This is a genomic window from Romboutsia maritimum (assembly GCF_002251085.2).
Lineage (GTDB): Bacteria > Bacillota > Clostridia > Peptostreptococcales > Peptostreptococcaceae > Romboutsia_B > Romboutsia_B maritimum.
In genome coordinates this window covers 40,016-47,303 of record NZ_NOJZ02000019.1, presented here as the reverse complement: position 1 = coordinate 47,303, position 7,288 = coordinate 40,016, and the positions used below count along the sequence as shown (strand labels likewise).

Here is a 7,288-nt window from a genome sequence, read left to right as displayed (position 1 = left end):
TAGATGACTATATGGATTATTATAATAATGACCGATGTCAGTGGAACTTAAAAAAGCTGACTCCTACACAATATAGGAATCAGCTTTTTTAAGTTTCTTAATGACCCTCTTTTTTTAATGTCCTTGACAAAGGGTCCATTTTAAAATTTAATTTTTGAGACAGCCCTTTTTAATTAAGATATTAATTGTTTATTTTCATTTTTTAGATGTTTCATCCTATAATGAGTTATCACTGTTAAAATACCACTACCTATTAAAATTAAATAGTATACAAATCCTCCATATAAAAATACTGCATACCCCATAAGAGGTTTTGGAAATACACTCTTAAATATTGTTAAAAATGCTATTTCATTTGCACCTATATTTCCTGGTGTTGGTATTGGTGAAATTGCCATATATAAAAATGTTTGTAATGTTAATAAATATAAATAACTATATCCATCTAAGTTAAATGCTTTATATACCCAAAAAGATATACTAAAGTAAGCACTCAGTTGAATTACTGTTATTAAAATCGTTGTAGCTAGAATTTTTTTATTTTTAGCAAACATACCTATAGATTCACTATATTCATCTATAAAATGTTCTATATTGTTTAATTTATTTTCTAAGAATCTAAGCACTTTTACTTTAGAAGCATGCTTTATGAAAAATTTACTAAATTTTTTAATTTTAACAGGATTTAAAACAATTAATGCCACTATTACTAATGTAAACATATTAATTGCTATTCCTAAATATATAAAAGGTATTATAACCGGCATTTGTTTTTTTAATATTCCCATGTTAGTAATTGCTAGTACTGTACAATATAAAGTTACTACCAGTTGATATATAATAGATTTATTTGTAACTACAGCAGTAGCTTTTCCTAATGGCATTTTAAATTTATTTAATATATATACTTGCATAGGCTGACTTCCTGATGCAAAAGGAGTTACTAGATTATAATAAAATCCCATTGAAGCTAATTTAAATCCTAAAAATCTTACTTTAACCTTGTATATACTATCAATTATTATTCTAAGTACTATTGCTTCAAGCATTATATAAAATACTACCGATACTATCCCAAGTAATATAAATTTTTTATCTACCATTTTTATTACACTTTTAAGCATCGTAATATCTAAATTTTTAGAAACCAAGTATATAGTTAATCCTGCTAACAAAATTAAAAATATATATTGTAACAAAGATTTAGTTTTACTTAAATTTTTCTTCATATTTTTTATTAATCCTTCCTCGTATTTTAAAATAATATCCTCTCTTAAGTATATCCTATAAATATTAAATTTTTGTTACAGTTTTTCTTACAATTTTGTTATTTATAGTTAAATCATTCCTATAACATTATACTAACGTCTATTTTAATAAATAATATGTCGAAATTAATAAACTTTTTTAAATTTACAAAATTAATTGACAACTATTTTTTTTAGGTATATTATATATATAAATTCGATGAAGAGAAAAAGTAAGTTTTATAATTGTTCCCCAGAGAGTTGGTATTTTGCTGAAAACCAATGTTCAATATACTACTGAAAATCATCTCCGAGAAGTAAAGTTGAACAAATTTATTTTCAGTAAACTTTATCGGAATTTCCCCGTTATAGGAAAAGCGTATTATATAGTACGTGTTTAATGAGAGCTACAAATATACTTTTAGTAATCATAAAAATATATTTGTAGAATTAGGGTGGTAACGCGATTAAACCTCGTCCCTTTTATTAGGGCCGAGGTATTTTTATGTACAAAAAAGGGGGAATTTTATATGGATATTATTGAAAGCGACATAGAATTTAGATGATTTAAAATTAGAAAACAAATTGGAGGCGTTTATAAATGAACAATTTATCAAAAAAAGATTTAGTACTTGTAAGCTTAATGCTTTTTTCATTATTTTTCGGAGCAGGAAATTTAATTTTCCCACCTTTTCTAGGACAATCTGCTGGTAGTTCTACATGGATTACTATATTAGGATTTTTTATTACATCTGTTGGTTTTCCAATCTTAGGTGTTGTTGCTGTAGCAAAATCTTCAGGATTACATAAATTAGCAGGTAGAGTTCATCCTGTTTTTGCAACAGTATTCACTATACTTATTTATCTTTCAATAGGACCAGGACTTGGAATACCAAGAGCAGGTAGTTTACCATTTGAGATGGCTGTAAGACCATTTTTACCAGAGAGATTTATATCTCATGAGTTAGCTCTATTTATATATACATTTTTATTTTTCTCAGTTGCTTATTGGCTTAGTTTAACACCTTCTAAGTTAGTAGATCGTATGGGTAAGATATTAACACCAGCTCTATTAGTTTTAATTTCAACAATATTTGTTGCAAGTTTATTTAATCCAATAGGTAGTTACTCAAAAGCAACTGGTAATTATGTAGATTCACCATTTATAAGTGGATTTTTAGATGGATATATGACAATGGATACAATAGCAGCATTAAATTTTGGTATTGTTATATCACTTGTAATAAAATCAAAAGGAATAAAAGAAGAAAATGATGTTGTTAAAAATTCAGTAAAGGCAGGAATGATTGCAGGAGGTCTATTGATAGTTATTTATTCTATGTTGGCTCATTTAGGTGCTTGTAGTGGTTCTACATTTGAAAAAACAGAAAATGGTGCTCAAACGCTTGCTAATGTTATGCTACACCTTTTTGGTAATGGTGGAGCCGTACTTTTAGCAATACTATTTACTTTAGCGTGCCTTACAACATGTGTTGGACTTATAACTTCTTGTAGTCAATACTTTGTAACTTTAAATTCAAAAATAAGCTATAAAACTTTTGTTAGAGTATTGTCACTATCAAGTATGACATTAGCTAATATGGGACTTACAAAAATACTTAAAGTATCAGTTCCCGTCCTTGATGCAATATACCCTGTTGCTATTGTATTAATTCTATTAGCTATGTTTGATAAGCTATTTAAAGAAAATCAATTGGTATACAGAGCTTCTATTGCTTTTACAAGCTTTGTAAGTATTATATATGCTTTAAGTAATACTGCTTTAAATATACCTTTCCTTACAAAATTAGTTAGTTGGCTACCTTTTTATGACAAAGGATTAGGATGGATATTACCAGCTACATTTGGAATTTTTTTAGGATTAGTATTAAAATCTTTTAAAGAAAAAGTATATAAATTGAAATTAGCTAAACAAAGAATATAATCATTATATATAAAATAATCATATTTAAAGGGGCTGTCTCTAAAATATAATAATTTTAAGACGACCCCTATTTTTTAAATCTACTTTCTTACTATTTTTGCAACACATTCCACGTGTGTCGTGTTCGCTATAGGAACACATTTTTTCTGCATTTTTATCTACATATAATTCTACACATTTTTACCTTTTAATGAATAATTCATACCAGAATTAAATTTAAAAGTTATCATATAAGAATCTATGTTGCCTTCGTCATCAGTTTTAATATTACCAGAAGATATAAATGAAAAATTATATTTCACCACAAATTGTACTCAATTTGCTAGTATTTTTGAAAAGTTTTGGCCAAAATATTATAATTTAGGCTTCTGGCATTCCTATGCCCATTTTTTTGAGCGAACTGCATAAGTCCTATATATCAGATCTAGTAGACTTATTCTTCTCTATTTAGTTTTTTTACCACTTATACATTTTTAAAATAAAAATAAGGTAGTACCTTATTTTACTCTATAAAAATTTAATTTTATCAAATACTCCAACTTTCAGCCTTTTTCTTTAAACTCCAAAACTTTTTGTATAGTCCATCTTCTTTTATTAATTTATCATGTATTCCATTTTGAATAATTTGTCCATTTTCCATTACTAAAATTTGATCTGCTTCACGAATTGTAGATAATCTATGTGCTATAACAACAATAGTTTTATTTTTTACTAATTCACTAATTGCCTGTTGAATATAAAATTCATTTTCTGGATCAATACTAGATGTTGCTTCATCTAATAAAACTATTGGTGCATCTTTTAATATAGCTCTAGCAATTGATATTCTTTGTTTTTCTCCTCCTGAAAGAGATGCACCTCCTTCACCAATTATAGTATCAAAGCCTTTAGGTAATTCTTTTATAAAATTATAACATCTCGCTTTTTTAGCGGCTTCTTCAACCTCTTTCATTGTTGCATCAGCTTTCCCAAATTTAATATTATTAGCAATAGTATCATTAAAAAGATATACTTTTTGAAAAACCATAGTCATATTTTTTAATATAGAATCACAAGTCATATCAGCTATATTAACTTTTCCAATTTTAATGGTACCCTTTTGTATATCCCAAAATCTAGAAATCAATCTTGCTATAGTTGTTTTTCCACATCCAGAAGGTCCAACAAGCGCTGTCATACTTTTTTCTGGAATATGAAAAGATACATTTTTTATTACTTTTTCATTAGGAGTATATCCAAAGCTAACACCTTCTAAATCAATATCAAAAGATTCTAGTTCCATCTCTTGTGAACATCTATCAATAAGAGGAAATCTCTCTATCTTTTCTACTCTATTTAAAGAAAGCTCTAACATTCTAGTTAACCCAGTAATGCTACCTAATGCTTCAACAGGTATATAAATACTGAAAATAGCGACTAAAATAACAATCATATTAATGATAGATAGTTGTTCTGTTAATACTAAATAGGGCGCCAAAAATAAAATTCCTCCGCAAGCTATTTTTAGTGACAGTGAAAATAGAATATTTAATGGAATATATTTTAATTCCAAATCGCAATTAGCTTTGCTATAATCATCAAAAGATGATTTTACTTTGCTACTTCTATTATTAGAAAGATTAAATAATTTAAAAACTGAAATACCTTGTATATATTCAAAAACTGAAGCCACCCCTTGTACTTGTGTATTTTTTTGAATCTTTGTAAGTTGTGAAGCCTTTCTTTGCATTAGATTTAAAATTAAAATTGCTAAAAGTAATCCTATTAAAAATACAAGCCCTATTTTCCAATTAAATATAATCATAGATATGCATATGACAAATACATTTATTGTAGAATTCACCATCTTGTCTAAAATAAAAGGAGCTTGTTTTTCAATAAACTGCATATCTGTTGTTACAGTGTTTGTTAATTCTCCTAAATTGTTCTCATTAAAAAATCCCATTGGGACCCTTTTTAATCTTTCTCCCATATTAAGTCGTTCTTTAGCAACCATTTCATAACCTGCATGTCCTTGCAACTTATAAGTTTTAAACTTGAAAAATATCCTACCAATAATTCCAACTAATAAAATCAAGGCACATTTTACTATAATTATTGTATCAATTATTATGTCTTTAGAATTACTAAAATCAATTACTTTAAAAAAATAAAATATTGCAATTAAAGGAAAAGCTTCAAATATCCCATCAATAAAACTATACATAAAACTTTTCTTAATTTTCGAAGCCATATTATCAGATAATTTTATAATTCTTTTTAATATTCCAAACATTGTACTTTCTCCTTTACTCCCCAAGATTTTGAACCTATATGAGCTTGCCACATATCTTTATATATATGTGAATTTTCCAATAGCTCATTATGAGTTCCTTCATTCACAATTCTTCCTTTATTAAATAAAATAATTTTATCTGCATTTACAATTGTGGATAATCGGTGAGCAATTATAATTACGGTTTTATCTTTTGTTAAATTGCTTATAGATTTTTGTATTATCTCCTCATTTTCTGGATCTGTAAATGCTGTTGCTTCATCTAAAATGATAATAGAAGCATTTTTTATCATAGCCCTTGCAATTGCAATTCTTTGACGCTCTCCACCTGAAAGCAATTCGCCTGTATTCCCTACTGCAGTATCAAATCCTTGAGGTAATTTTAATATAAAATCTAAGCACCCAGTTTTTTTACAAACGGCCTCTATTTCATCATCTGTTGCAAATTTATTACCAATTTTTATATTTTCTCTTATAGTCATATCAAATAGAAAATTATCTTGAGAAACAAAACTAATTTCATCCATTAATTGTGTAAGTGGGATATTTTTTATATTTTCTCCTCCAACAAGAATCTCACCTTCTTTAACGTCCCAAAATCTAGCTATCAATTTTGCAACAGTTGATTTTCCTGCTCCAGATGTTCCTACAAAAGCTGTCATTGTCTTTGGCTTTATTTTAAAAGAAATATCATGTAATATATTATTTTCTTCATATCCAAAGCTAACATGATTAAATTCTACACTATCATCTTTTAAACAAATCTTTTTCAACCTCTGTTCTAATTCATTTATTGAAAGTATTTCTTTTAACTTAGCCTCAGTAAACATAATAGTTGGAATATTATCAGTAAACTCTATCAATTTCATAACTGGAGGAGCAATACCTAATGACAAAATCATTCCCATTATGAAAATTGATAAATCAATTATATTATTTTTTAAAAGAATACCTCCTATAGGTAAAACAAAAGCAATACTTGCTGGCATTATTACATTATAGGCACTTAAATATGGCCAACAGTGTGAAAACCACTTTGTCATCACATCTCTAAAATGTATAACCGCATTACTAAATTTTTCTATAGATGATACTGTTTGATTAAATGCTTTTACAACTTCCATACCATTTATATACTCCACTGTGGTTGAATTCAAAAGAGCTGTCCCCTCATTAAATTCTTTAAATATTTCCATTGCACCACCCTTCATCATGATGCCATAAATTATAAAGCTAATAATTATTGGAACTAACCCTGCCAAAGCTAGACGCCAATCTACAATAAATAAATAAATCATTATAGCAATAAAGCCTAATAAATTTGAAGTTATTTCTGGGATTGCATGAGCTAAGGGATATTCAAGTTTGTCCATATCATCCATAATGAGTTGCTTATATTCTCCTATTTTTTTCTTTTGAAATTCTCCCATAGATATAAATGCTAATTTATCTACAATTGCATATCTAATAAAATTTATTGTTTTATACGCCAATTTGTGTGATATAGTAGTTGATAAATTAAAAAATATAATTTTAAAGCAAAATGCACATGTACCTATTATAGAAAGATAAAATATATCAACTATAGTTCCCTTTTTTAAAATTGTTAATGTAAGTATTTTTGCTACAACAAAATATGGGATTATTCCAGATACTACACTAAAAAGAGATAAAATAATTGCTAGCATCATTTTTTTACTATCTCTTTTTATGAAAGAAAAAATCGTATAATTATTTTTTTGTTTCATATTCCCTCTCCTTTTAAATGACTATATATATTCATTTGGTCATTTTATATCTAAAGATTACCATTAAATATTT

6 protein-coding genes and 1 other annotated feature are annotated in these 7,288 nt (G+C 27.0%); of the genes, 2 read left to right on the top strand and 4 right to left on the bottom strand.

Translation table 11 applies throughout. The annotated features are described in order from the left end of the window. Positions 1-92, top strand: a 92-nt coding sequence (locus CHF27_RS10100) for an IS3 family transposase (RefSeq protein WP_147294080.1), incomplete at its 5' end; no start/stop codon positions are given. A gap of 81 nt (positions 93-173) precedes the next feature. Here CHF27_RS10100 and CHF27_RS10095 read toward each other — a convergent pair. Then, positions 174-1,229 (bottom strand): lysylphosphatidylglycerol synthase transmembrane domain-containing protein, encoded by a 1,056-nt coding sequence (locus CHF27_RS10095; RefSeq protein ID WP_095405464.1) that lies wholly within the window; start codon positions 1,227-1,229, stop codon positions 174-176. Between the two features lie 229 nt (positions 1,230-1,458). Next, positions 1,459-1,732, top strand: a binding site (T-box leader). A gap of 116 nt (positions 1,733-1,848) precedes the next feature. Here CHF27_RS10095 and brnQ point away from each other — a divergent pair. Next, positions 1,849-3,192: a branched-chain amino acid transport system II carrier protein gene (brnQ, locus tag CHF27_RS10090; protein ID WP_095405463.1), complete on the top strand. Its 1,344-nt coding sequence runs from the start codon at positions 1,849-1,851 to the stop codon at positions 3,190-3,192. Positions 3,193-3,362: 170 nt separating this feature from the next. Here brnQ and CHF27_RS14585 read toward each other — a convergent pair whose 3' ends face one another. From CHF27_RS14585 to CHF27_RS10080, 3 genes are all read right to left on the bottom strand, one after another. Further along, on the bottom strand, positions 3,363-3,497 hold the full coding sequence (locus CHF27_RS14585) for a hypothetical protein (protein ID WP_274541563.1): 135 nt from the start codon (positions 3,495-3,497) through the stop codon (positions 3,363-3,365). A gap of 221 nt (positions 3,498-3,718) precedes the next feature. Beyond that, positions 3,719-5,467, bottom strand: coding sequence for an ABC transporter ATP-binding protein (locus CHF27_RS10085; protein WP_095405462.1), 1,749 nt, complete (start codon positions 5,465-5,467; stop codon positions 3,719-3,721). Beyond that, entirely contained in the window at positions 5,452-7,215 is a 1,764-nt protein-coding gene (locus CHF27_RS10080) for an ABC transporter ATP-binding protein (protein WP_095405461.1), read from the bottom strand. Before CHF27_RS10080 ends, CHF27_RS10085 begins: the two co-directional genes overlap by 16 nt. Positions 7,216-7,288: the final 73 nt, after the last annotated feature.